We start from the raw sequence: 23,121 nt of genomic DNA on the forward strand, positions 1-23,121 counted from the left end.
CGATTGTCGCGATTCACGCCGCTGTGGGTGGGCTGTTCCCGCCGATCGGCTGTTGATACGGATCGATCGACATCGGTGGATAGAACACCGTCTTTCGATCCGGGCCGATCTCCACCCGCCACTCCGTGTGGTGCAGCGTCCGATGGTGATGACCGCACAACAGAACCAGGTTGTCGAGATCTGTTGGGCCACCATCACCCCAGTGAACAATATGATGAGCATCGCACCACCCCGACGGAGTCCCGCACCCCGGAAACGCACACCCACCATCACGAACCGCCAACGCCCGCCGCTGCGGCACCGTCGCCGTTCGCGCTTCCTTACCGCACTCGAGCGGAACACCATTCTCGTCCAACAAAATCCGCGTGACCGTGCAGTCGCACGCCAACATCCGCGCGGTATCGATACTGATCGGGCCCACCCAATCCGCCCACGCAAATCCGAGTTCTTCGGTGGACGGCAGGAGGTCCTTCAACGCTTGCAGGTCCGTCATGTCTTTTGCGCTGGCGGTGACCGTGATGTGTGGTTTCACCCCGCCCTCGATCGGTCCCAACCCCGCCCGCTCGTACCGGCGCAACAACTCGCAGAACCCGTCCGCCCGCCGCAGCGCCGGAGTACGCGTGTCCTTCACGCCGTCCTTCTCCGGCGTCGGCGCCGACAGACTCGACAACAACGTGATCAACCGTGCCCCGTTCACAGCATCCAGTTCGCCCTTCACAGTCACTCTGCCGTACAAGCCTTTCGAGGCGTAGAACTCGTTACGTTCGGAATCCTCGCCGACCGGAACGCCGTCCTCACGCTTGCCGTACTGCTTCTCGATCCGCCGGATCGCTGCCCGCACCGCATCACAATCGGCGATGTTCTTCGACGCCAACCCCAACAAGATCCCGCGGGCCTTGTCCACATCCGCCGAGGTCATGTTCTTCGGTGGATGCTGACAAAACGACGCCACCTGACGGGCTTTCAACGCATCCACGTCACCACGATGAAACGCATCGCCCACAACGGGTTCGAGCATCAACAACCGCGCCAACCCGACCAGCAGACTGCACTCACCGATCTCCAGATTCGTCGACCCGTGCAACCACTGCGCGATCGCCCGAAAACCCTTCCCGCCGAGAACGTCCCGGGAAAACATCTCCACGATCAGCAACACCATCCGCGACTGCAACTCGTGCCGGACACGCACCAGATCCAGAACCTCACTCTTGAGGCCCTCGCCATCCAGCTGCCACGCTTCCCGACTGTCCATACTCAAAGTCTAATCGAACAAAGTTTCGAACACAAGATGATGTGGATCGAAAATTGCTGCTATCGAATCGATTTCGGCATTTCCGACATTCGGTTGTAGGTGGGTCGCCGACGTCGTCCACGTGCGCCGACGAGTGCGAGCGCCACCATCAACCCGGAGCACAACAGCATCACGTCGGAATTGTCTGAGCCCCAGCACATTGTGTAATCGGCGTCGATCATGTTGCCGCCTGTCCCCGGCAAGCGCATGGGTCCAGCCGAGCACCAGGCCCAGGAGTGTCATCGCCAGCGTGATGGGAACGAAGACCACCAGGACCCGCAAGAAATGCCCTCGAACAAGGCTGGTGGATTCGCGAAGATCGACGAGTGGTGGAAGCGCCGGACACGACGGACACCGATTTATTACTCATCGGTCTGGTGTCGAGTGCGCATCTGCAGTCCCGAGCCAAAACCAATCTTCAGCGCTTCCGGCGGCCGAACAATACGCCGACAGCCGAGATCATGATCAGCGCCACAAGAACGACGACGATGTACGACCTGTCCGCGGCCGGTGCCACCGTTTCGCTTTCTTTGGTCACTGCATCAGTGAATGTACAGCTTATGCCTGGAGGGAACCATCCCCAGAAGTCTGTAATTCCTGCCGCTACCCTCTCCGCCCGGCCGGGAAGGAGATAATTGAATCGTGATGGGATTCCATAGTGATCAATGCACCAGCTGGGCTGATGTTGGAGGCGCAAAGAAAATGCGTCCAACAAATAGACCAAGGTTAGTGCGATCAGCGATATTGCTAAAGACGCTTGGCTTGCTCGTAATAATCGAATCTTCACGACTCGCCCGCAACAGTCACGTCATCATGGGGTGACGATGGTATTGGTTGCTGCGATCCACCGAATCCAGCCGTGCTCAAAATTGACCTGTCGACTTTGGGAGTCGCCGAGCTCTCCTGACATCGGTAGTTCAAATCGACCATCCTCGCAGCCCTGCCTCCCATAGTCAGCAAAGATAGCACCGTGGACACTTTCTCCGTGCCGAGAAACAATCGATCGTGAGATCGGGGAAGTGGTTACTGCTAGTCCGCGACAAACAGCTCGCTATTCTCATCGAATGGATCAGGCAGTGTCGAACTCGCAGGCAACGAGAAGGTCCGGTGCTCTTCGTTGGGTTGTTTTGGTAAACGCACTTATCGCAGCGTCGGCGTCGGCGATGTATGTCGCAGCGAAATGCCATCTCGCCTGGCCCGAACCTGCGGATAGTGCACTCTCGATCGCCGGTGCGGTCGTTCTCTGGGTCCTCACGGCGAGTGTTGCAATCGTGCTGCTCGGAGTGTGCTGGTGGCAGCGACGCCGATGGTTGTGGTCCGATGTCGCTGTTCCGGTTCTCGTGGTGATCGCACTCGGGATCGCGGCCGCGGGGCAGCCACATTTCGATCAGTATCGGGCAGACTTCGAAACCGTTGCACAGCAACTACTTCAAGAACCTGACGATCCCTATTCCGATGGGTATCATCGTGATCTACGAATCGGCAGATTCGATATCTCCTATGCCAACGTCAGCAGTGAAGGCCACGTCTATTTCTATGACGCACGAGATGGATTGGACATCTTGGACAATCCCGGCTGGGTGTACGCACCCGATGGTGTGTCCGACAAGACCTTCAATCAGCTCCGGCTGGAAGACATCGGGGGCGGATGGTACCGATTCCCTCATCTTGTCGTTGACAGCTATTGAAACTCAAACCACCAGACCCTCCGCTCGAAGTCTCGGGCGAATGTGGTGACGCCGACCAGCATTCCTGAGGCGAAGGGAAGTAGGAGTACGAAAAGCGTCGTGAAGGTCAAGGCGGTGGCGGCGCGGCAACCGCCACCCCCCGTCGTACCAGCGCGAGCAGATGTCCCCGAAGTCCCAACTCTCGCCCCAACGCTGAACGAACCAGCCCGAAAGTGCGGCTGTCAGGATCAGTAGGAATATCGTCGCCAGTGACCATGCGATCTACCCTCGGCATTGCCGCCAGGTCGCACACATCATCGGCGAATACAGCTCGGTGAAGTGCGGATGCGTCTCATGATGAAACAATATTGTTCGTCTGATGATCCGCACGGATTCCGAAAGCCGATACCCCGGACCTGCTCCGAGGTATCGGCCTGAGGTCAGAGGCAGAAGAAACTGAGCGAACTGATTGCCGCGTTCTGCTCGAGTTGGCCTGCGTCTCCGACGTTGCCGGCGGCGACTGACAGATCTTGAAGGGAGAGAATAGCGTCCATTGTCATTTCCTTTGTTGATCGGCATGTTTACCGATGGATTTGATCGATCGAATTGTCTTGCGGTGCTGATTCCATTTCAGGTTTTTGGCCTGATGCTTCTGTGCTCCAATCTTCCGGGGTGATAACTTTCCGAACAACTAGGAGATGTGGCAGTTCGACACGCACATCAGTGGAAACGACTGTCGGACAGTTGGCAATCCGGCATGACGGAGCAATGCCAGTATTCCCGCGGATCCGGTTGCCCAGTCTGTCGAGAGTCTCAGGTTCTGTTCACCTGGAAAGTGCAGGCCTCCTGCGTGATTGAGGCTGTGCAAGCCCAGAAGCTGAAACTGCTGTGCAAGCGTCTGTTCACAATCGGCGCCGGCGTATGGAGTCTTGGAGAGTTCGCTGAGAAACAGAATCAGCCCGGCTCGCCCGTTGAGTAGTCCGGCTTGGGCAGTGAATTCGACTGTGGCGGCGCGGGATATCGCACGCACCGCAGCTGCGTAACGCGGTTCGTCGACATGGCGCAGAAGTTGTAGAAGTACCAGGCCCACACCGACAGACCCGGATCCGAGATACGGCATCGTCCGGCGCTCCTCTCTCAGCTGCATCGACCCGTCAGGGCACATCGACATCACAGACAGATCGATGTCGACGAGCTGGCGTGCGTGTTCCAGCGATCGAGGATCACCACTCAGTTCGTAGTGGCGAGTCCAGAACAGTGCTTGTCCGCTCGGTCCCCGCATCAGCCCACCTCGGCCGGCCACTGCCCAAGGTGTTCCGCCGGCGTCGCGGACATGCAAGCGAGCAGCTGAAATTCGTTCGCGCAGAGTCTCGGTCACGACAGCGAGAGTGGGTGACACAGTCGGTCGTGAAACCGATTCCTCGAGTAGGAGGCAACCGATTCCGGAAAGGCCGCTGAAAAGGCTGGAGTCGATGTCGTCGAGTGGGGCTCGACGCAAAGTCTCGACCCACCTGTCGGCTGTCGAATGTCGCCCGTGATGCCGAAAGGTGTGCACCGCACCCGCGAGCCCGTCGAAGAAACCGAACTGTGGTTGCGTATCCGAATCAACCTGATGTTCAGTCCATTCCAGGACTGACTCCAAGGTGTCGGTGGGAAGATCATCGGCGAGCAGGTTTCCGCACGAGCCGTGCGCAATGCCGTAGCCGTTCACCTCGAACTGGGCGATGTCGCCGGGAAAGAGTCGATCAGCGCGGGCGAGATCAAGCGAGGCGAGGATGCCGCAGCGCAATAGAGCGGCCGTGCGTTGCAAGGTTTCGTTCGACGACGTGTCCCAACGATGCGGGCGATTCTTCGGCGCCGGCGCCTGTACGTCGAGCATCGAATAGAGCGAGGCACCGAAGGCGCGGGGAAGATCGAATCGAGACACCGCATAGTCGATGAGTTCGGGAATCTTGTTGCGATCGAGAGGGAACAATGTAGTAAGTGGAACAAAGAGTCCCAGCTCGATGCAGCCCAACGAGTATCGATCCGCCGCGATTCCTGTCAACTGTCGAGGTGCTGTGTATCCGGGGGCTCCGGTGGACCGGGGCGGATGCTCGTCGATGTTGTGGGCCATCTCGAAGTCGATGATCCGAATACCGGACGGTGAGCACATGACGTTGCCAGGGTGAAGATCGGCATGAACGATTCCGGCGTTGTGGAAGCTCTCGACTGCGGTAGTCAACTGTTGTGCAATGTCGAGTGCCCAGGTTCTGTATTCCGTTCGGGAACTGAGTGTCTGGTCCGCGCGTATCAGTGGGTGGCGGAGCGCAACTTCCTGATTCAGGGGAGTGCCGGCAGCGCGCTCGGTGACAAGGAAGTGGTGTCCCTCGCGCTCGAACAAGCTGATCGCAGAAGGTGTGTACGGGTTGTCGGCAAGGTGAGTCAACTTGTCGTACTCGTTACGGATGCGGTCGATTGCGTACCGGCCGTTTGCGTCCGGGGCGGTAAAGGGACGGCCTTCTTTGATGACCAGATCGATGCCGGCGTCGTCGAATGCGGAGTAGATCCCCCCGCTGTTGCTGAAGTGCAGGGCTTCATTGATCGAATAGGGGAATTCGTCATGTGATTTCAGCTTGTCTTGCTGCGCGCGAACGAAGTCCGGGATTTGTACCCAGTCCGGAGTTCTGAAGGAAGTGCCGCGCACATCGGGTTCGAGCGATCCGTCAGGACGCCGAATTGCGGGGACGCGATCGCCGAATGAATCGTAGGTCTGCATGGGCAGATACGCGCCGTACCGTAAGTAGAGCGGTCCCCGGTTCCATCGCACATCGCTGAGGATGTACGGCCCGTCGGCACCGGCGACAAGCTTGTCCAGTTCGGTGATGACACGTTGTGTGGCAACACCATCCGCCGGATAGATCGTGATGAATTTTCCGCTGGAAGTTCGATTGGCCTGCTTGCTGTTGGACAACATGAGGTCTGCTGCCGTCCGAAGAAATTTGAACGGCACATGATTGTGACCGCAATACACGGAAACGGTATCGAGCAGCTCCTGCGCGTTGGCTCGGGTAGCGGAGCAGTGAATCTTCCATCCTTGTTCTGGCAGCAGACCGTCGGGCGGTTGGAAGTAGTTCCACGGTCCACTTTGGGGACCGCGCCGCCAGAGCGACCAATCCACCGACTTCGCGGGGATAAAGTGCTGGTCAGTTGATGTATCTGGTCGGGTGACCGTTCTGATTCGGTCGTAGAAATGCGGGTCGGCACGCGTGAAGGCAACGTATCGCAGGTCCACGCCAAACCTCCCGGTCAGTCCCCCTGCGGTTGTCATCGATTGGTGCCACGCCCCGAATCCCCTGTGGCTTGGATTGCTTGTGGCGGAAGGTTATCCGATTCCGGACATTTCGGGCGAAGATTGAAAACCTATCATTCGAAAGTACTAATGAATGGCGTGGGCCAGGCGAGGTCACTGATCGCCCAGCTTTTAGTCGGCCGCATTTGTTTCGAGTTCGGAGGCCCCCTCTTGACGAGAGGATCAAGTCGGTGGTAGTTCTTTAGCGAGCGCTAAGTCAGGGTGCTCCCTCGATCTCGGTCCGGTACCCGGCGCCACGAAACACGGGTGCCGGACCGCCCCAGCAATGCACGTCCTCGAAGGGAACGAAGATGACCAAGGCAGTGATCGTCGATGTAGTCCGGATCGCGTCCGGCAAGGGAAAGCCGGGCGGAGCACTGTCCGGGACGCACCCTGTCGAACTGATGGCCCACGTTCTGCGTTCCATCACCTCGCGAAACGGCCTCGACCCCGCCCTGGTGGACGACGTGATCGGCGGTTGCGTCGGCCAGGCCGGTGAGCAGGCGCTCAACATCACCCGCAGCGCGGTCCTGTCGGCAGGGTTCCCCGAGTCGGTACCCGCCACCACGATTGATCGCCAGTGCGGATCAAGTCAGCAAGCTGCGCACTTTGCGGCGCAGGGCGTGATCGCCGGGGCCTACGACATCGTGATCGCGGCAGGCGTCGAATCCATGAGTCGTGTCCCGATGGGTACCACGACGATGGGGAAGGACGCTTCCGGTCCGGGCGTCGCGGCTCGCTACCCCGAAGGCCTGGTCAACCAGGGAATCTCTGCAGAATTGATCGCCGCCAAGTGGAAGCTTGACCGCGACGCTCTCGACGCATTCTCCGCGCAGTCCCACCAGCGGGCAGCAGAGGCAGCGGCGAAGGGGCTCTTCGACAAGGAGATTCTGCCGATCTCGGTGACCAACGCCGCCGGTGAGACCGTCTCGCATATCGTCGACGAGACGGTTCGCGCGTCTACTACCGCCGAGGGACTCGCCGGTTTGAAGCCGTCGTTCTACTCGGAGAAGTACGCGCAGCGCTTCCCCGAGGCGCAGTGGTCGATCACTCCCGGTAACTCGTCGCCGCTCACCGACGGCGCGTCCGCAGCACTGATCATGAGCGAAGAAATGGCGTCGAAGCTAGGGCTGACGCCGCGAGCTCGTTTCCATTCCTTCTCCGTTGCGGGCGATGACCCGATCTTCATGCTCACCGCACCCATCCCAGCCACCCACAAGGTGCTCGCTCGCGCGGGTCTGAGCATCGACGACATCGACACCTACGAGGTCAACGAGGCATTTGCTCCCGTTCCACTCGCCTGGGCTCACGAGTTCGGCGCCGACCCGGCAAAGCTCAACCCGTGGGGCGGCGCGATTGCACTCGGCCATGCCCTGGGGTCCTCGGGTACTCGTCTGCTGACCACGATGGTCAACCACCTCGAGGCCACCGGCGGACGCTACGGATTGCAGACCATGTGCGAGGGCGCCGGCATGGCCAACGCCACAATCATCGAACGCATCTGAAACACATAACCTTTCGAAAGGAACTCTCATGATCGTCAACGACAGCGTCGCCGTCGTCACCGGTGGAGCATCCGGCCTCGGCCTGGCTACGACCAAAGCCCTTCTTGCCGACGGTGCCAGCGTCGTCATTATCGACCTTCCGTCGTCCAACGGTGAAGCCATCGCCAAGGAACTTGGCGACCGGGTCCGCTTCGCGGCTGCAGACGTCACCGACGAGGCTGCGGTCACCGCGGCACTCGACGTGGCCGAGTCCCTCGGACCCCTGCGCGTGGCAGTCAACTGCGCCGGAATCGGCAACGCAGTCAAGACGGTCAGCAAGAAGGGCGCTTTCCCGCTCGACGCGTTCAAGAAGGTCATCGACGTCAATCTGATCGGCACCTTCAACGTCCTTCGTCTTGCTGCGGAACGTATTTCGAAGACCGAGCCGATCGACGGTGAACGCGGCGTCATCATCAACACCGCTTCGGTCGCAGCGTATGACGGCCAGATCGGGCAGGCTGCGTACTCCGCGTCGAAGGGCGGCGTCGTCGGTATGACGCTTCCCATCGCCCGTGACCTCGCGTCGCTGCTGATCCGCGTCAACACCATTGCACCCGGCTTGTTCAAGACCCCGTTGCTGGCTGGACTGCCCGAAGCAGCCCAGGCGTCGTTGGGTCAGCAGGTGCCTCACCCCTCTCGCCTGGGTGATCCCAGCGAGTACGGCGCGCTTGCTGCGCACATCGTTTCCAACCCCATGCTCAATGGTGAGACGATCCGCCTCGACGGTGCAATCCGTATGGCACCGCGGTAATTTCGGCTATCACATGACTGGCGAGGTGGAGTCGGTGAGCTCGGTGGCAGTGGACTGGAGGTCCTTCCCGCCGCTGGTGATGACCGACATCCTGACGGCTTCGCTCGAGCTGTTCGACGAGAACGGTTACCACGGCACGACGGTGCGCCAGATTGCCAATCGTGTCGGGGTAACCGTTCCCGCGCTCTACTATCACCACGCGAACAAAGAGGCAGTTCTCGTCGCTTTGTTCGAGATCTCGATGAGTGAGCTGAATACCAGAACCGAAGCGGCAGAAGCGGAGGCCGGCGAAAATCCGGTACGACGCTTCGCCTTGGTGGTGGAGGCGATTGTTCTCTATATGACCCACCGGTCGCGGCACGCTGCGTTGGACACCGAGATCCGGCATGTCTCACCGGAAAGTCGAAGTCGGTACGCCGCCAGTCGTAAGCGGCTCGAGTTGCTGATGCGCAGGATCGTCGACGACGGTGTGGCATCGGGAGATTTCGCGGTCACCGATACCGAAGAGACCGTCCGGGCAATACTCGGTATGGCGCAGTCACTGCCGCGTTGGTTCCAGACCGGCGGTCCGATGTCGCCGTCGCAATTGGCGCAGAAGTACGTCGACATCGCTTTTCGCACGGTCGGCTATCGGCCGTAAAGTGCCTCGCTCGTGAACGAAGGTGGGCAACAGGTCGAAAACCTGTTGCTCACCTTCAGTATTCAGACTTCGACATTCACTCCGTGTCAGAGTCGCGTAACTTCGAGTCCGCCCTCGTGGTAGTCGGCGCGAAGGCGTTTCTTGTCGAACTTGCCGACGCTCGTCTTCGGGACTTCCTGAACCACGGCCCAGTTCTCGGGCAGCTGCCACTTGGCAACCTTGTCCGAAAGGTACTGTTGCAGTTCGGACATGGTGGTTTCGGAACCGGCGCGAAGGACAACCGCAACCAACGGGCGCTCGTCCCACTTCTCGTCCGGCACGCCGATGACGGCAGCTTCGGTGACGTCGGGGTGACCCATGACGGCGTTCTCGAGGTCGACCGAGGAGATCCATTCGCCGCCGGACTTGATGATGTCCTTGGAGCGGTCGGACAGGCTCAGGAAGCCGTCGGCCGTGATGGATCCGACGTCGCCGGTCTTGAGCCAGCCGTCGTTGAACTTGTCTTCCGCGTCGACGCCGTAGTACGACCCGGTGATCCAAGGGCCGCGCACTTCGAGTTCGCCGACGGAAACTCCGTCGTGTGCAACAACTTTGCCGTCGTCGTCGATGAGACGCGCCTCGACGGATGCCGGGAATCGACCCTGCGAGTAGCGGTACTTCCACATCGCGTCGCCGGTGACACCGGCCGGCGGACGGGCAACGGATCCGAGCGGGGAGGTTTCGGTCATGCCCCAGGCGTGCAGGACGGAGACGTTGTGATCGGCTTCGAATGCGTGCATGAGGGCGGGCGGTACCGCGGACCCACCGATCAGAACCTCGCGCATCGAGGAGATGTCCTGCGGGTTCTGCTCGAGGTAGAGGTGCAGGCCCTGCCAGATGGTGGGGACGGCTGCGGCGAACGTCGGCTTCTCGCTGGCGATGATCGCAGCCAACGGGGCAGGCTGGAGGAAGCGGTCGGGCATGATCAGCGAAGCACCGATCATGAATGCGGCGTAGGGAAGTCCCCACGACATGGCGTGGAACTGAGGCACCACGGCGAGTGCACGATCGCCCTGCGCGAGGTTGGGGCCGTCGCTCATGCAGACCTGCATGGAGTGCAGGTAGATCGAACGGTGGGAGTAGACGACGCCCTTGGGGTCACCCGTGGTGCCGGACGTGTAACACATTGCGGCAGCGCTCAGTTCGTCGACCTCGGGCCAGTCGAACTCGGTGGGCTGATCGGCGATCAAGCCCTCGTAGGTGTGAACCTGCACTCCCTCGGGAGCTTCGAGTCCTGCAGTGGAGGAGCCGGTGACGACGATGTGTTTGACGGTGGTCAGCGACGGAAGCTGCGGAGAGAGAAGCGGAATCAGGGACGGGTCGACGATGATCACGCGGTCCTCGGCGTGATTGGCGACATGGATCAACTGCTCGGGGAACAGACGAATGTTCAGGGTGTGGAGCACAGCGCCCATCGAGGGGATCGCCAGGTACGCCTCGAGGTGCTCGGAGTTGTTCCACATGAACGTGGCGACTCGCTCGTCGCCCTCGACGCCGAGCCCGCGCAGGGCGTGCGCAAGCTGAGCACAGCGCTTGCCGACGTCAGCGTAGGACACACGGCGCGGGCCGGACTCGGTCCACGTGACAACCTCGGAGGCGCCGTGAACGGAGGCACCGTGGCGGAGAAGTTGAGCAATGGAGAGGGGGGCGTCTTGCATGGTGCTCAGCATGGGCTGCTCCTGTGTGGTGTGTGAGACCGGTGCTTTTGCCCACGGGTCGTCACAAACGATGTGCTGTGGCTGCCAGATTAGTCACAGCCCCGAAGTGCTCGCTAGTGACCCACTGCACTGGCGAAGAACCACGCTATGAGTAGCGCTCCCGGATCGACTACTCCGCGAGCGGCTTCGCCCACATAACTTGCACGTCCGCGGTTCGCGAGCATGGTTTCGGTCGACTCCGCCCCGGCCGCTGCGGCTTCCGCTGCGCTCGCCAGCGCAGCATCTCGATCGGCTTCCGAGCTCACGGATTGCTCCAACGACTCGACCGCCGGAACTATCGCGTCGACCATCGTCTTGTCGCCGACGCGTGCGCCGCCGAGCGAGGTGATGTTGTCGAGTCCCGCTCGCGCTGCAGCCGCGATCGCGCCGAGGTCGAGTTCGGAGTCCGCCGAGTCTGCGGCAACGCGGAAGAAATGCCGGAACCAGATGCCGAACAATGCGCCGGAGGTGCCACCGGCGTGGCCGAGGTACGCCTGTGAGACTGCATCGAATATCGTTGCGGTGGAGTACGTGTCACGGATCGCCGAGATGTCGAGTTGATCCAGTGCGGCCACCATGTTTGTCCCGAAATCGCCGTCGCCCGCTCGTCGGTCGAGATCGGTCAGTGCCGGTTCCTGATCCAGTACCTTCTCGGCCCAGTCCGCAATCCAGCTTCCGACGAAGCTGCTTTCGGCGGTGCGTGAGGTGTCGGGTGTGAATGTGGGACCGAAAGATTCGCGCGTGCCCATGCCGGTGTACTCACGCGCTATAACATTCGGCCAGGCGGGCGCTTTTGTTGGTGCGTCCCATAATTCGAGGATTTCTTTGTCTGTGCGAACAAGGGTGATGGACGCGCCTGCCATGTTCAATGCAGTGACGAAGGTTCCGATCAGTGTCCGCTCGATGTGAATTCCCTGTTCGTCCAGATAATCTCCGAGTTCAGCGAACAGAAGTTGCAACTCCAGCGGGTGGGTGGCGCCGAGACCGTTGACGACGGCGATGACGCGGTCACCTTCGGCGAGACTCAGGGATTTGATGATCGGGTCTGTCAGCCGCCGCACCAATTCCGGTGCGGGCAGGGCGTCCAGGCGTTCTGTGCCGCGTTCGCCGTGGATGCCGATACCGAGTTCCATCTGACCCGCCGGCAAGTCGAACGACGGCTCGTCAGCCCCCGGCAAAGTGCATGGGCGAAGGGCGACGGCCATGCTCCGAGCGGAGTGCGCGACGTGTTGTCCGATCCGGGTCACCTCGGCCAGGTCGTCGCCGCGGGCGGCGGATGCGCCGCAGACCTTCTCCACCACGATGGTTGCCGCAGTACCGCGTCGCCCCGGGCCACTGCCGTCTGCGCGTTCGGTCGCGACGTCGTCGTCGACCAGGACGACGTCCGTATCGATCTTGTCCTCGCGTAGCAACTCTCGGGCGATACCGAAGTTCATCACGTCGCCGGTGTAGTTCTTCACGATGTGAAGGACGCCGCCGCCGGCGTCGGCAGCCTTGGATCCCTCGTGGATCTGAAGTGCATTGGGTGAGCTGAAGACCAATCCGGGGCAGACGGCTGTGAGCATTCCTTCGCCGATGAATCCGGCGTGCATGGGTTCGTGGCCTGAACCGCCGCCGGAGACGAGCGCGACCCGTCCGCGGGGAAGTGGCCTTGCGCGTGTGAGGTACCCAGGGTCGGGATTCCACGCGATGTCGTCGGTGGATGCGATCAAGCCACGGAGTGCGTCGGGAACAAATGTCTTTGCGCTGCGCATGAACATCACTTCAGAGTAGGTCTAACGTCGACTTCGGGCACGGATCACGATCGACGAGAGGTGGACGGCGTGAAATTGGGGTTGGTACTTGCCGGTGGCGGCGTTGCGGGAATCGCCTGGGAAACAGGTTTTCTGTTGGGCCTTCAGGACAAATCACCGGACACTGCCGCTGCGCTGCTGACGGCGGACGTGTTGATCGGCACTTCCGCAGGTTCCACGGTGAGCGCTCAGATAGCGAGCGGCGTGACACTGCAAGAGCTTTTCGACGCACAAACAGCGGAGGCGACCGGCGAAATCGACCCGAAGGTCGATGTCGAGGTACTCGGTCAGATGTTCGTCGACGCGATCGCAGGATCGCAGGACCGGGCCGAGCAGCTCCGTTTGCTCGGCGAAGCAGCGATGAGAGCCGATACCGTCGAACCTGCCGTGCGTCGCGCGGTCATCGAGGCGAGGCTGCCCAATCGGTTGTGGCCCGACCGGGAGTTGCGCATCCCGGCGATCAACGCACAGACCGGTGAGTTGAGGGTGTTCGGCAACGCTGACGGCGTAGAACTGATCGACGCAGTCGGAGCAAGTTGCGCCGTACCAGGGGTGTGGCCGGTAGTCGTGATCGAGGGCGAGCGGTACATGGACGGCGGAATGGCGAGTGGCTCGAATGTTCATCTGGCTGCCGACTGCGATGTGGTCGTGGTTCTTTCACCCGCAGCCGACCCCGCCCCGAATCTTCTGGGCGGCAGTCTACGAGAGGAAATCGACGTGATGACGCCCTTGCCCGTGCTGCCTGTCTTCGCCGACGACGCCGTCGTCGAAGCGATCGGAACGAACTCGCTTTCACCGACAACCAGGCGCCCCGCAGCCGAACTCGGCCGCGAACAGGGTCGCCGAACAGCTGACGAGATCGCTGCGTTTCTGGTGACGGCATGAGCGCCGCACGGATTGCCGTCGTCGTGCGCCCGGAGCAATCTCCGGAAGATCTGGTTCGACATGCCAGGTATGCAGACGAAGTCGGTATCGACGAGGTCTGGTTGTGGGAAGACTGCTTCTTCGGCGGAGGAATAGCCACTGCTGCAACTGTATTGGCTGAGACCGATCGCGTGGGTGTGGCGATCGGTGTGCTGCCGACCCCGATGCGCAACACCGCGATCACGGCGATGGAGATTTCAGCGCTGGCCAGAGTTCATCCGGATCGACTACGGGTTGGCTTCGGTCACGGCGTTCAGAGTTGGATGCGGCAGATCGGGGCCAAAGCCGAATCGCCGTTGACCCTCCTGCGGGAGCAGTTCGGAGCAGTCGAGCGGCTACTGGGCGGTGAGTCGGTGACGGTGTCCGGTCGATACGTGAATCTCACGGACGTCACGCTGGCGTGGCCACCGGAGACGGTGCCGCAGTTGCTCGTCGGCGCTACGGGGCCAAAGACTTTGGCGCTCAGTGGCGAGTTGGCGCAGGGCACCGTGCTCTCGGGTGGGACGACCCCGGACGGCGTGCGTCGGGCGATCGCTCACATCGGGGCGTCGGATCACGAGGTCGTCGTCTACGTCATCTGTGCTTTCGGTTCCGGCGGTCGTGAGCGCGCCCTTGCCGAGCCCGCAGCGTCCGGTAGCGAGTCGCCGGAGGATGCGATTGCCGTGGGCAACGCGGCCGAAGTCGCGGCAGCAACACGGCGATGGGTTGCAGCAGGTGCAACCACCGTGGTACTCCAACCGACTGTTGACGAGCCGGATGTCCGCGAGTTCATTCGCTTTGTCGCGCAGGAGGTTCAACCCCTGGTGGCGTAGTTCAGAAGGTTACTCTGGACAGAACCGCGTCGATGTCGGCAGTGCTCACGTCGCGATGTGTCACGAACCGAACCTTCCCGGCAACGGTGACCGCGCCGACATCGACAGCGGCGAGCTGAGCAACGGTGACCGACGGATCGGCTGTCGCGGCCAGAACGATGTTGGTGGCAGGTTCGTCGACGGCCCAACCGCGTTCACGAAGCCCCGACGCGAGGCGCTGCGCGTTGTCGTGATCGTCGGAGAGGCGAGCTTGTGAGCGCAACGCGACGATGCCGGCTGCGGCCAGCACTCCGCCCTGACGAACGCCGCCGCCGAGCATCTTGCGGATCCTTCGGGCTTCGGTGATCAATTCGGGTGATGCGGCGAGTATCGAGCCGACCGGCGCACCGAGTCCCTTACTCAGGCACACCTGAACGGTATCGGCGCCGGAAGTCAATTCGGTGGGCGAAACATCGAGTGCAACAGCGGCATTCCAGAGACGGGCGCCGTCGAGGTGAATCTTCAAGCCGCGTGATCGCGCTGCGCCGACCAGCTTCGTCCATTCGGTCGGATTCATGACGGCACCGCCGGCGAAGTTATGAGTGTTCTCGAGACAGAGCAGCGTGGTGTTCAACGCGAAGTACGGGCCGGGGGAGCCCGCCGCCTTCACGACAGTCTCGGGGGTGGGACGTCCGGGTCCGCCGTCGTGCGGCAACGCCATCGGCATTCCCTGGGCGAGCCAGGCAGCGGTGCCCAATTCGGAGCCCAAGACGTGAGAGTGTTCCGGTGCCAGGAACTGATCGCCGCGGTGAAGGTGCAGCATCAGCGCAATCAGGTTGCCCATCGATCCGCTCGGCACCCACAGTGCCGCCGGTAAACCCAGAGTGTGCGCCACCTCTTCCTCGAGCGCCGCCATGGTCGGGTCGTGATCGAGGACGTCGTCACCGACCTCGGCGTCGGCCATCGCCTTCCGCATCTCCGCATCAGGCTTGGTGACGGTGTCCGAGCGTAGGTCGATGTACGACGAAGTCATGGCTCATTCGATCAAGCCGCGTGTTCCGGCGTCAAACCGCGGTATTTCCAGGACGGCTCTTCCGGCCTGATAAATCGATATCGCTGAGGATGCCTTCCGTGTGATGATGAGCGCCGGCAATCGCCGGTGACGAGAACAAGAAGTGGTAGGGGACAGGCATGCGCGACTGGAAGCAAGCGTTGCACCTGCGCGGGCACTCACCCCGCGGTATTTCCCATCCCGCATTCGGGGAACAGAGCGGCGCTGGATATATGCCGTTCCCCATTTCTTGCATTTGCTCCTGACCCGTCTTCGTGTCCAGGAGTTTCACTCCTCGACACGAACTGAGAACTCTCATGCGGAACCCGAACCGCGCACTTGCTCACAGTTGGATGAACCGCCCCGTCCGGGTACTCAACGCCACGTACGAGTACCTCGGTGAAGTGAGCGCCGATCGTGCGGTCGTCCTGATCGCCACCGGCTCCGCGCAGTCCACCGAAGACGTGACCCCGATATTTCCGGTGCGCTCCAAGCACGTCGAAATCCCACTTCCGAGGACGATCCTGCTCGCCGAGTACGTGTACGTTGCTCACCGGGTGACGGTCACCGATTCCAGTCGGGCCACTTTTGCCGGTGTCTTCGACCGGGACGGTCGTCAATGTGCGTACTGCGCCGCCCGGGCAACGACCATCGACCATGTCCAGCCGCGGAGCCGTAACGGGCCCAACACGTGGGGAAATCTGGTGGCGTGCTGCAGTTCCTGCAATCAGCGCAAGGCGGATCGCACTCCGGCCGAGGCCGGTATGCGGCTGCTGTGGGAGCCGAAGGCACCTCGGCGCATCGAGAAAGTGCAGCAGGAGATCTGGCGTGAATTGAGTCGGACGTGACAGTCGAAGGGAGCCAGTGATGTGCGCTGACGAAATCTCCAATTTGGCTGAGCTTTTGCCGATCTCGGACGACCGGACGTGGTGGCAGGCGGAATGCCGAGGAGACCCCGAGCCGGACCGGTGGTTTCCCTTTCCGTCCGAGGGATACGACTACGCGACCGACGTGTGCAACAGGTGCCCGATTGCGGAATCGTGTCGCGAATTCGCCTCTGCCACTGGCCAGACCGGAATCTGGGGAGGAGTGAAGTTCGAGCAGGGCAGGATCGTCGCGGCGTGAGGGATCAGATTCCCGGCTCCGCGGCGATCGTACCGGCCGATACCGCCCGGCACAGAGCGTCGTGGTCACGTTCGGTTTGATCGGCGTAGAGCCGAGCAAACCGGGTGAGGGCGGTATCGACCGCGTCCGAGGTTCCCAGGTAACCGGAAATCAGTGACGCGCCACTGGTTCGTGCGTGTCCCTTGGCCAGTAGGCGACCGCAGATCGCGACATAGTCGGTCAAGGCCGCTGCATCGATATTGTTCAGGTCCACAGAACCTTTCATGTTCCGGAACTGACGGACGTAGTACTGGCGGTCGTCCACGGTGCACCACCCGAGCAGTGGATCGCTGACTGTCTGGAGAGCCTGCTGGTATTCCGCGACGCGTCGTCCTTGATGGTCGTGCCAGGCCGAGTCACCGTGCACGAAGGGTGCAACGACGGATCGGCGAGCCTGCTTGAGCTGCAAGAAGATGACGTCGTCCGGGATGCTCCCTTCGCACAGGGCCACATAGGCGCGCAGAGCGACACTCCCGACTCCGACAACCCGGTGCGCGACGTCGATGACGTTGTATCCCGAGACGACTCGGCGCCAGTGTGGTGCAAGGGTTTCGAGATACTCGTCCAGACCCTCCAGGAGGAAGTCGGTGTCCTGCGGCGTGAGTCGTGTTGTGAGCGGCGGGTTCTCGACCAACTGGCGCCGTCCGTGATCCTCGACGGTGAACCGCGGCACCGCATGGTCACTCGTACGCCGCCGGGCGCGCTCCGCGGCGCGCCTGATCTCGGCCAGCAACCCAGGATCGGTGACGTGGTCGGTGAGTCCGTCGAGATCGACCCGGTCGAAGGAGCGATCGAACAGCGGACGCTCGGAGAGCTTCGCCAAGTGGAGGCGATACGCGGACACACACGAGGTTGTTGCTGTTTCGCATTGAGCTTCGGTGAGACCGTTCTGCCGACCGGCCACCCAGATGCTCGCAGCCAGCCTTCGTAGATCCCATTCCCAGGGGCCGGGATGTGCTTCGTCGAAATCGTTGAGGTCTATGACAAGTTCGCGTTCCGGAGATCCGTAGAACCCGAAGTTTCCGACGTGCGCATCTCCACAGATGACGGGAGTGATGCCGGTGGACGGCAGCTGCGCCATGTCCTCTGCCATCAATCCGGCGGTACCGCGCAGGAATCCGTATGGCGAAGCGACCATTCGCCCCACACGGATCGGAACCAACCAGTCGAGTCTTCCCTCGTGTGCCGTGTTGACCTGATCGACCGGGTCACGTCGATCGGATGGGGGCGTCCAGTCGCCGAGCGACGATCGCGCCACTCGCTTGCGCAGGCCTTTCCCGATCTTGCGACGCTCACTGCGGGGCGTCTGACGCGCCCGCAAAGTCGCCCTGCCGTCCGGTTCGTTCTCGAGAGCCAGCTGACCGGCAGGCCTGTTCAGCGGGTCCATGTCGGGCTCTCTTTCGTCGGGCGTGCGAAACTCGCGCTCGATCTTATGCCCGCCGGATTGTGCGCCGCGCGACGAGTTCCTTAACTACCCGCCTGGGCAATCAACTCGACAGCGCGGTCGGCGCACAGTTCAGGATCCGGCATTCTCCCGATACCGAGGCATTCGACAACGGCGAACGACGCATCCGGTGTGGTTTCCACGCCGAGCGCCCACCCGAAGTAGTGATTCCAGGCGAGTACGGCTCGGTGGCCACTGTGCTGCGGAATCTCGCTGCCCAGAACGAGTACTGCGTCGAACGCGGGGCCGTCGCACCAGATGACCGATTCGGCGAAGGTGGAGCTGGCGACGGCGACTACGTACCTGTGACAAGTCGATTCACTCGGAATGGCGATGTGTGCACGCATGGTCGCTCCTCCGGCTCGGTTTGCGATCGGAGGGTTCCCCGTTGCCGGCGCCGAAAAAACGCTTGTCAGATTACGTCCCGGCCACAGATCTACGACGCAGACGGTGCCTGAGATGTTTTTGTGCTGCCCGCGCGACCGAGCGAGTCGAGAGATACTGTTCGGCCGGTATCAACCGGGAACCGAACAAGTAGAACCTTCGGGCTTCGTCGTGGTCGTGGGTGGCCGCGGAGATGAGCAGACGTTCGATCGCGGTGAACTTTCGCCCACCGGCGTAACCACTCATGTAGTCGATGTGATTCGTCATACTCGCTCTGGCGCTACGGTATTCGGTCAATGCAGCGTTCACGTTCCGATGTGAGTCGAGTGTGTCTGCCGGCGTCTCCGTCAGCATGTGCGCGGTCGCATCGACCAGCATCTGAGCGGTCTCGAGTGCCCACGAGCATCCGATACCCCACAACGGGTCGTTGGTTGCCGCAGCGTCGCCGATGAGTGCGAACCCGTTACCTACGGGTTCGGTGAGGGTTGTGGAGAAGTGTTTGGTACCAACGATCTTTCCGACGATGTGCTCTCGCCGAACAAGCGGAGCGCCGGGTAATGCGTTGGCGTACTCGAGGAAAGCAGTAGACAGGTCGTCAGCGAACGAGCCGAGCTTGTCGAGGGCAGGGAAGACCACCAGCACGCTGATTCCGCCGTCGTTGGGGAGCGGATAGGCGACGTCGGGATCCATGAACCACGACAATGACGTTTCTCCGCCGGGTCGTTCAAGTCCGGAGAGTTGGGCGAAATAGCTGAAACGCCCGTTGGATGCAGTCACGGAGTCACAACGAGCGGATCGTGCGACGGTCGAATCCTTGCCGTCCGCTCCGACGGTCAATCGTGCTTCGACAGTGAAGACCGAACCCTGTTCGGTGCCGTAGACGCCTGCAGTAGTGCCGTTCTCGGTCAGCAGTCCGGAAACGCGATACCCGAGAAGAAGGTCGACGTTCGGGTAGTCGTTCGCGAGTTGGCGCAGTAGGGGGTCGAGAGTTTCCCTTCGGACGTTGAACCCAGGTGGCGGTGAGTTCTCTGCCGCGTCAGGGGTGATCACTCCCCAAGGGGTCCAGAATGTCGGAACGGTTTCCACCATTCCCAGGGCGAGCAGTTTTTCCGTGGCGCCGAGTCGTTGCAAGATCGGGGCACCGCACGGTTGCAGGTGGTGAGTGCACAGGACTTTGTGCGCCCGGATGTCGGAGCGAGCGTCGAGAAGCGCTATCCGCAGACCTTGCTGGGCGTACATGATGGCGGCCGCGCATCCCGCGATGCTCGCGCCGACAATCACAACGTCATACTTTTCCCGTGCCTTCGAAGTCACTCGATCAGCTTAATGCATAAGGTTATAACTTAAATATGACTGGATTCAGTCATCGTGTTCGGGCGTTAAGTCCCGAACTGCGGCCCGGATGGACTGTTCACGAAGCTCGTTCTCTCTGTGCAGTTCACGACGCCGTCGCCCGGCCTCGAATCGCTGCCTGGCGATTGTTCCGGTCGGCCGGAGTTGGGGTACCTCAGCCGGTTTCCCGTCGCTTCCCATCGCCACCATCGTGAAATAGCAACTATTGGTGTGGCGAGATTTTCCGAGAAGAAAGTCTTCGGTTTCGACTCGAATTCCGATTTCCATCGAGGTGCGCCCGGTGTAATTGACGGAAGCGCTGAACGTGACGAGTTCGCCGACATGCACCGGCTCGCGGAACACCACACGATCCACCGACAGAGTCACGACGTAGGTCTGGGCATATCGACTCGCGCACGCATAGGCAACCTGGTCGAGAAACTTCAGAATCGTTCCGCCGTGCACGTTGCCCGAGAAGTTTGACATGTCCGGCGTCATGAGGACGGACATGGACAAGGTTTGTTTCGATGCTTGCTGCGATGCTTGCTTCAATTCAGGTAGGGAGTTCGATTCAGACATCAAGCGGGCCTCTTCGGTTCGGTGGACGGTGAAGAGACCGTATCCGGCAAAGAGGGTTACCCGCGCGTTCGGAAGAGCGCGGTGTCAGAGTTCGGGACAGTGCCCGTGTGGAGGACGTATTCGCTGGTGGCGACGGGGCCGGCCGCGCTCGACCTGAGACAGGGTGCGAGCGTCGAGCGGAGGTGCGCTGACATCGAAGCCCAATTCCCTGCGCCTCGAACCGCCTCGCGAAAGTTCTTCAACGCCGGCGCCTGGTCGCACAGTTCCTCGACGGGATCCGAACCGGCTGGTAGTTGCCACTCGAGCAGGTGCGAGGCCGAGCTCACCGACTCCAATCCAGCTGCTGCCTTCTCGAATTCGCTCGGGCTCGACCATGTCGTCGGTAGTGGTGTGATGCCATTCAACGCAGAGGCGGCCTCCCTTCGGAGTGCTGCTGCCCACCCGTTCTCCGACCACGTTGCGACACAAATGCTTCCACCCGGGCGGGTCACCCGCATCATCTCTGCGAGGGCGATCGCAGGGTTGGGGCAGAAGATGATCCCGAAGATGCTGACACAGGCGTCGGCGCTCGAATCCGACCACGGCAGAGACTGTGCATCGCCGATCGTGAAAGTGGGTTCGGTAGTTCCGGGGCGAGGAATCCAGCGTTCGCGCGCGACCTCCAGCTGGCTGGCGGAGAGGTCGAGTGCGTGGACCGCGATCCCGGACTGGGCCGCCGGGAGCGTAAAGTTCCCCGTTCCGGCGCAGACGTCGTACGCCGTGCGCACGTGCCCGATCGAGCGCAGCGCCTCTGTCGATGCAGGTGAGAGTTGTTCGGCAAGAGGGGAATATGCCGCACCGTTCCAGTTTCCCCGATTCACGACAAGCTCCTTTCGACTGCGTCGATGACCGTATCGAGCGCTGCGCCTGCCGCACGCGCTGCTTCGCCGGGGTTGCGTTCCTCGATGGCAGCGATCAAGGGTCGGTGCTCGTCGACGTGGAAACCTGGACCGACACTGACGGCGGACAGCGAATCCGTCACGGCGGCAAGGACTCCCCGGTAGACGTCGATCAGTGCGGAATTGTGGGACGCCTCGACGATCGAAAGGTGCAAGGCCATGCCGGCTTCGACAGTGAAGCCGCCGACGTGACCGGGGTGGGCATTCCAGGCTGCATGTATCCGCGCGAGATCTTCGGGGGTGTGGCGCTGCGCTGCAAGTCGCGCGGCTTCGACCTCGAGTCCGCGTCGCAGGCTCAGTACGTCGAGAACGTCACCTATGGCGAGCCTGCGCCCGAGTAGTCCTTCGACCGGCGACGCCGCCATGACGTACACGCCGCCACCGTGACGAACGGACAGAACTCCGGCGTGTGCAAGCGCCCGTACCGCTTCGCGCATGGTGTTTCGGGCGACTCCCAATTCCTCGACCAATGCGGTCTCCGGCGGGAGTTTTGATCCGACGGGCCATCGGCCGGTCGATATCGCCTCCTCGATCGCCGCAGCGACGATGTCTACCTTGCGTCCGGAGTCGGACATGTGTGCCACCTCGGGTAAGTGAGTCAATGACTTTGCCCGAGGTTAGCGTGCTCTCACGAGTGGGTCAATGACTTGGGAATTATCCGCGTACGTCCAGGCTGCGGGCGTAGTGCTCCTTGAAGACCTCGAGATGCGCCCACGATTCCAAGCCGCTGACACCGTCGATGCCCCGGATTCGCTCGGACAGGGCATGGAGGTCGTTGGACGAGTTGGCGGCGACCGTCGCGATCACGTCGTATCGTCCGAGGGTCCGGGCGAGGAATTCGATTCCGGGCAGCGACTCGATCTCCGATACCGCGTTGTCGTCCCGTGAGCCCAGATTGACGCCGATGCCCATCGCCAGCGTTCGGCCACCACCTCGCCGCTTGACGACAGCGCCGACGCGCAGTGCCGTGCTCGCGATCAGATGATTGACCCGGTTGCGCACGGCGCTCGGCGACAGTCCGGTGTGTTCGGCCAGCTCGAGAAAGGGCATTCGCCCGTTGCGCTCGAGCAGTTCGATCAACGCGACATCTGTCGAGTCGAGTCGGATATCGGCTTGTAAAGCGGTCTCGGGCATGAAGATTCCCTTGATGACGTCGACGTAGACCAGCGTGCTCACGGATCGAACGCCACGTTGTGAGCGGAGTTCGGCGATGGCACGGTACAGATCGTCGTGACTGGGCACCCGAAGTTCCGCAATCACGTTGTACTGCCCGCTGACTGCCGAGATGTAGACGGCGGCCTCGGATGCGATCAACGCGTCCAGCACCGGGGTCATCGGTCCGGACACTGCGATCGAGACGTGTGCAAGCGCCTTCAGCCCGAGAAGTTCGGGGTGCGCGACGGCCACTACGGACACCGTTCCCGAGTCGAGTAGCGCCTGCACTCTGGTGGACACCGCCGCTCGTGGGGCGTCGACCGCCACGGACAGTTCGCGGTACGTCGCTCGCCCGTTGCGCTGAAGTGCGGCAATGAGCTTGGAATCGAGATCGACCGTCATGGTTGCCCCAACTTTTCCAGAGATTTTTCTGTATGAGCTTCCTATTAGAACAGTCGCATGTGGCCATGGATGATGTGGATAAGTGCAGAAATGCTCAAGAACTCATACAAAAAAGTTGTATACCGCCTGGTCTGAAACTTTGATGCATTGCATAGCTCCAGGTCAGGGCGTAGTTTTCGCTCAACACGCAGTGACCTGCACCAC

Annotated in this window: 20 protein-coding genes; 8 read left to right on the forward strand and 12 right to left on the reverse strand. The window is 61.5% G+C overall.

What is annotated here, in order from left to right:
• Positions 1 to 13: 13 nt before the first annotated feature.
• Entirely contained in the window at positions 14 to 1,252 is a 1,239-nt protein-coding gene (locus tag YH3_RS13635) for an HNH endonuclease signature motif containing protein (RefSeq protein ID WP_064443582.1), read from the reverse strand.
• Positions 1,253 to 2,355: 1,103 nt separating this feature from the next.
• Between YH3_RS13635 and YH3_RS13645 the strand changes: the two genes are divergently transcribed.
• On the forward strand, positions 2,356 to 2,979 hold the full coding sequence (locus YH3_RS13645; protein WP_064443584.1) for a hypothetical protein: 624 nt from the start codon (positions 2,356 to 2,358) through the stop codon (positions 2,977 to 2,979).
• Positions 2,980 to 3,649: 670 nt separating this feature from the next.
• On the opposite strand, the gene lanKC is transcribed toward YH3_RS13645, so the two are convergent.
• Positions 3,650 to 6,232, reverse strand: coding sequence for a class III lanthionine synthetase LanKC (gene lanKC / locus YH3_RS13650; RefSeq protein ID WP_064443585.1), 2,583 nt, complete (start codon positions 6,230 to 6,232; stop codon positions 3,650 to 3,652).
• Positions 6,233 to 6,600: 368 nt separating this feature from the next.
• Here lanKC and YH3_RS13655 point away from each other — a divergent pair, with 368 nt between their 5' ends.
• The 3 genes from YH3_RS13655 to YH3_RS13665 are packed head-to-tail and all read left to right on the forward strand — an operon-like array spanning position 6,601 to position 9,224.
• Complete coding sequence (locus YH3_RS13655; protein WP_030536138.1) at positions 6,601 to 7,794, forward strand: acetyl-CoA C-acyltransferase; 1,194 nt, start codon at positions 6,601 to 6,603, stop codon at positions 7,792 to 7,794.
• A 28-nt stretch (positions 7,795 to 7,822) separates the two neighbouring features.
• Positions 7,823 to 8,584: a 3-hydroxyacyl-CoA dehydrogenase gene (locus YH3_RS13660; RefSeq protein WP_003942978.1), complete on the forward strand. Its 762-nt coding sequence runs from the start codon at positions 7,823 to 7,825 to the stop codon at positions 8,582 to 8,584.
• A gap of 13 nt (positions 8,585 to 8,597) precedes the next feature.
• The gene (locus tag YH3_RS13665) at positions 8,598 to 9,224 is read left to right on the forward strand and encodes a TetR/AcrR family transcriptional regulator (protein WP_064443586.1); all 627 of its coding nucleotides are present in this window, start codon (positions 8,598 to 8,600) and stop codon (positions 9,222 to 9,224) included.
• A gap of 86 nt (positions 9,225 to 9,310) precedes the next feature.
• Here YH3_RS13665 and YH3_RS13670 read toward each other — a convergent pair whose 3' ends face one another.
• Together YH3_RS13670 and YH3_RS13675 are read right to left on the reverse strand one after the other, a co-directional pair.
• On the reverse strand, positions 9,311 to 10,933 hold the full coding sequence (locus YH3_RS13670) for a long-chain fatty acid--CoA ligase (RefSeq protein ID WP_003943212.1): 1,623 nt from the start codon (positions 10,931 to 10,933) through the stop codon (positions 9,311 to 9,313).
• Between the two features lie 101 nt (positions 10,934 to 11,034).
• Entirely contained in the window at positions 11,035 to 12,720 is a 1,686-nt protein-coding gene (locus YH3_RS13675) for a dihydroxyacetone kinase family protein (RefSeq protein WP_064443587.1), read from the reverse strand.
• A gap of 54 nt (positions 12,721 to 12,774) precedes the next feature.
• On the opposite strand from YH3_RS13675, the gene YH3_RS13680 reads away from it, so the two are divergent.
• The gene (locus tag YH3_RS13680; protein ID WP_047269365.1) at positions 12,775 to 13,638 is read left to right on the forward strand and encodes a patatin-like phospholipase family protein; all 864 of its coding nucleotides are present in this window, start codon (positions 12,775 to 12,777) and stop codon (positions 13,636 to 13,638) included.
• Positions 13,635 to 14,489, forward strand: a complete 855-nt coding sequence (locus YH3_RS13685) for an LLM class flavin-dependent oxidoreductase (protein WP_064443588.1) — start codon at positions 13,635 to 13,637, stop codon at positions 14,487 to 14,489. The genes YH3_RS13680 and YH3_RS13685 overlap by 4 nt, the downstream gene beginning before the upstream one ends.
• 1 nt (position 14,490) lies before the next feature.
• On the opposite strand, the gene YH3_RS13690 is transcribed toward YH3_RS13685, so the two are convergent.
• Entirely contained in the window at positions 14,491 to 15,501 is a 1,011-nt protein-coding gene (locus tag YH3_RS13690; RefSeq protein ID WP_064443589.1) for a low specificity L-threonine aldolase, read from the reverse strand.
• Positions 15,502 to 15,836: 335 nt separating this feature from the next.
• On the opposite strand from YH3_RS13690, the gene YH3_RS13695 reads away from it, so the two are divergent.
• A complete protein-coding gene (locus YH3_RS13695) occupies positions 15,837 to 16,367 on the forward strand; it encodes an HNH endonuclease (protein ID WP_099697175.1) in 531 nt (176 codons plus the stop codon).
• Positions 16,368 to 16,386: 19 nt separating this feature from the next.
• On the forward strand, positions 16,387 to 16,644 hold the full coding sequence (locus YH3_RS13700) for a WhiB family transcriptional regulator (protein WP_003943196.1): 258 nt from the start codon (positions 16,387 to 16,389) through the stop codon (positions 16,642 to 16,644).
• A 4-nt stretch (positions 16,645 to 16,648) separates the two neighbouring features.
• On the opposite strand, the gene YH3_RS13705 is transcribed toward YH3_RS13700, so the two are convergent.
• The 7 genes from YH3_RS13705 to YH3_RS13735 form a co-directional block, all read right to left on the reverse strand.
• A complete protein-coding gene (locus YH3_RS13705; protein WP_047269369.1) occupies positions 16,649 to 18,070 on the reverse strand; it encodes a DUF2252 domain-containing protein in 1,422 nt (473 codons plus the stop codon).
• A gap of 80 nt (positions 18,071 to 18,150) precedes the next feature.
• Positions 18,151 to 18,474: a DUF6292 family protein gene (locus YH3_RS13710; protein ID WP_003942947.1), complete on the reverse strand. Its 324-nt coding sequence runs from the start codon at positions 18,472 to 18,474 to the stop codon at positions 18,151 to 18,153.
• Positions 18,475 to 18,544: 70 nt separating this feature from the next.
• Entirely contained in the window at positions 18,545 to 19,825 is a 1,281-nt protein-coding gene (locus YH3_RS13715; protein ID WP_238592614.1) for an NAD(P)/FAD-dependent oxidoreductase, read from the reverse strand.
• A 45-nt stretch (positions 19,826 to 19,870) separates the two neighbouring features.
• Positions 19,871 to 20,422 carry an acyl-CoA thioesterase gene (locus tag YH3_RS13720; RefSeq protein WP_064443591.1) on the reverse strand — a complete coding sequence of 184 codons (552 nt, stop codon included), beginning with the start codon at positions 20,420 to 20,422 and terminating at the stop codon, positions 19,871 to 19,873.
• Between the two features lie 56 nt (positions 20,423 to 20,478).
• Positions 20,479 to 21,282 carry a class I SAM-dependent methyltransferase gene (locus YH3_RS13725; RefSeq protein ID WP_064443592.1) on the reverse strand — a complete coding sequence of 268 codons (804 nt, stop codon included), beginning with the start codon at positions 21,280 to 21,282 and terminating at the stop codon, positions 20,479 to 20,481.
• Entirely contained in the window at positions 21,279 to 21,935 is a 657-nt protein-coding gene (locus YH3_RS13730; protein WP_064443593.1) for a FadR/GntR family transcriptional regulator, read from the reverse strand. The genes YH3_RS13725 and YH3_RS13730 overlap by 4 nt, the downstream gene beginning before the upstream one ends.
• 79 nt (positions 21,936 to 22,014) lie before the next feature.
• Positions 22,015 to 22,917: an Lrp/AsnC family transcriptional regulator gene (locus tag YH3_RS13735; protein ID WP_042921480.1), complete on the reverse strand. Its 903-nt coding sequence runs from the start codon at positions 22,915 to 22,917 to the stop codon at positions 22,015 to 22,017.
• Positions 22,918 to 23,121: the final 204 nt, after the last annotated feature.

Source organism: Rhodococcus sp. YH3-3 (assembly GCF_001653035.1).
Lineage (GTDB): Bacteria > Actinomycetota > Actinomycetes > Mycobacteriales > Mycobacteriaceae > Rhodococcus_F > Rhodococcus_F qingshengii.

Bases quoted from the DNA above. Each gene is read 5' to 3' on its own strand.
- YH3_RS13635 (WP_064443582.1), bottom strand. From the start codon at position 1,252: ATGGACAGTCGGGAAGCGTGGCAGCTGGATGGCGAGGGCCTCAAGAGT.
- YH3_RS13645 (WP_064443584.1), top strand. From the start codon at position 2,356: ATGGATCAGGCAGTGTCGAACTCGCAGGCAACGAGAAGGTCCGGTGCT.
- YH3_RS13655 (WP_030536138.1), top strand. From the start codon at position 6,601: ATGACCAAGGCAGTGATCGTCGATGTAGTCCGGATCGCGTCCGGCAAG.
- YH3_RS13660 (WP_003942978.1), top strand. From the start codon at position 7,823: ATGATCGTCAACGACAGCGTCGCCGTCGTCACCGGTGGAGCATCCGGC.
- YH3_RS13665 (WP_064443586.1), top strand. From the start codon at position 8,598: ATGACTGGCGAGGTGGAGTCGGTGAGCTCGGTGGCAGTGGACTGGAGG.
- YH3_RS13670 (WP_003943212.1), bottom strand. From the start codon at position 10,933: ATGCTGAGCACCATGCAAGACGCCCCCCTCTCCATTGCTCAACTTCTC.
- YH3_RS13675 (WP_064443587.1), bottom strand. From the start codon at position 12,720: ATGTTCATGCGCAGCGCAAAGACATTTGTTCCCGACGCACTCCGTGGC.
- YH3_RS13685 (WP_064443588.1), top strand. From the start codon at position 13,635: ATGAGCGCCGCACGGATTGCCGTCGTCGTGCGCCCGGAGCAATCTCCG.
- YH3_RS13690 (WP_064443589.1), bottom strand. From the start codon at position 15,501: ATGACTTCGTCGTACATCGACCTACGCTCGGACACCGTCACCAAGCCT.
- YH3_RS13695 (WP_099697175.1), top strand. From the start codon at position 15,837: ATGCGGAACCCGAACCGCGCACTTGCTCACAGTTGGATGAACCGCCCC.
- YH3_RS13700 (WP_003943196.1), top strand. From the start codon at position 16,387: ATGTGCGCTGACGAAATCTCCAATTTGGCTGAGCTTTTGCCGATCTCG.
- YH3_RS13705 (WP_047269369.1), bottom strand. From the start codon at position 18,070: ATGGACCCGCTGAACAGGCCTGCCGGTCAGCTGGCTCTCGAGAACGAA.
- YH3_RS13710 (WP_003942947.1), bottom strand. From the start codon at position 18,474: ATGCGTGCACACATCGCCATTCCGAGTGAATCGACTTGTCACAGGTAC.
- YH3_RS13720 (WP_064443591.1), bottom strand. From the start codon at position 20,422: ATGTCTGAATCGAACTCCCTACCTGAATTGAAGCAAGCATCGCAGCAA.
- YH3_RS13730 (WP_064443593.1), bottom strand. From the start codon at position 21,935: ATGTCCGACTCCGGACGCAAGGTAGACATCGTCGCTGCGGCGATCGAG.
- YH3_RS13735 (WP_042921480.1), bottom strand. From the start codon at position 22,917: ATGACGGTCGATCTCGATTCCAAGCTCATTGCCGCACTTCAGCGCAAC.